The following is a 1471-nucleotide window of genomic DNA, read 5'->3' on the forward strand; positions in this document are numbered from 1 at the left end:
ATGAGACAACGATGGAGGATCGGTCTTCCCGGCGCATGCGAACACTGGTGACCCGAATGGCCCGTTCGAGGCCTGTCCGCTAATTAGCTCGAATGCGCGCTGATATCCATGATGGCCCGGAGCACAACACGCTCCAATCAGAGGCCGGATACATTGATGCAAGACCGCATCTGCCAGGTTGACGAAACCTCTTGCAACGCGCGGCCGGACCATACATACGGGTCAAAATGCGAAGAACCCGGCCTGAGCAAAACCAGTCCGCTTCCACCCACGAAGCTGACCTCAATGAGACGATTCGCCACTTCGCTGATGGGCCAGCAGCGTTGCATAGGACGCCAGAGGGCGATGCCCCAAGGCCGGTGCTGGGCTGATCTGTGCTAGGCTTCTTCAAAACATGGTTGGCATGGTTGGTTGGCTTTGGCAGAGGCGATTGTGAGGCGACGTGAGTTCATCGCGCTCCTCGGCGGCGCGGCGGCAATCCGACCACTCGGCGCGCATGCGGAGCGTCCGCCAGAGCGCATCCTCTATTTCACATACTGAACCTCCTCCGAATGGGTGGACACCTGTAGTAGGCTTGTTGAGCCCGGAGGTGTCGAATGGAACCTCAACGTCGGTCGTTTACGGAGGAGTACAAGCGCCAGGCCAAGGAGCTCGGTCTGCGCGACTCGGTATTGCGACGCTGGGTAGATAAGCTCCGGCAGGAGCCGGCATCGGCGGCGTGGCGCTCCACCACGCAGGCGACGCCGATGTCGGCGGACCAGGCTTCGGAGATCTCCCGCCTGCGCCAGGAGAACGAGCGGCTGCGCATGGAGCGCAACATTTTAAAAAGTCGATCGCGATCTTCGCCGGAACCCGGACATGAGCTTTCGCTTCATCGAGGATCACCGCGAGACCTATCCGGTACGCTTGATGTGCGCGGTGCTCGAGGTCTCACCGGCCGGTTATTATGCCTGGCGCGAGCGGCCGGTGAGCGAGCGGGCAAAATCCAATGCCGCGCTCCTGGCTGTGATCCGGCAGATCCATCGGGACAGCAGCGGCCGTCACGGCAGCCCCCGCGTCCATGCCGTCCTGCGGGCGCAGGGACGCGATACCAGCCGCGGCCGGGTCGAGCGAATGATGCAACGACACGGTATCCGCGCCATCATGGCGCCGCCGCGCCGGGTGCGCACCACGGACAGCCGCCACGACCTGCCGATCGCACCGAACCTGATCGCGCGCGACTTCACGGCGGATGCGTCAAACCGGGTCGGGCTGGCTGATATCACCTACATCCCGACCGCGGAGGGGTGGCTGTACCTTGCTGCCGTCATGGATCTCTTCAGCCGGAAGATCGTCGGCTGGGCCATGCGGGATCATATGCAGGTCGAACTCGCATCCGCGGCCCTGAAAATGGCGATCCAGCAGCAACGGCCCCAGGCTGGGTTGATCCATCACTCCGATCGCGGCGTGCAGGGCGGATTCAAACGGTCGT

Annotated in this window: 1 protein-coding gene; it reads left to right on the plus strand. The window is 62.9% G+C overall.

Annotated elements, in window-relative coordinates; all coding sequences use genetic code 11:
- Positions 1-858 precede the first annotated feature (858 nt).
- On the plus strand, positions 859-1471 hold a 613-nt coding region (locus FXB41_RS40340), incomplete at its 3' end, for an IS3 family transposase (RefSeq protein WP_219685716.1).

This window comes from Bradyrhizobium canariense (assembly GCF_019402665.1).
Taxonomy (GTDB): domain Bacteria; phylum Pseudomonadota; class Alphaproteobacteria; order Rhizobiales; family Xanthobacteraceae; genus Bradyrhizobium; species Bradyrhizobium canariense.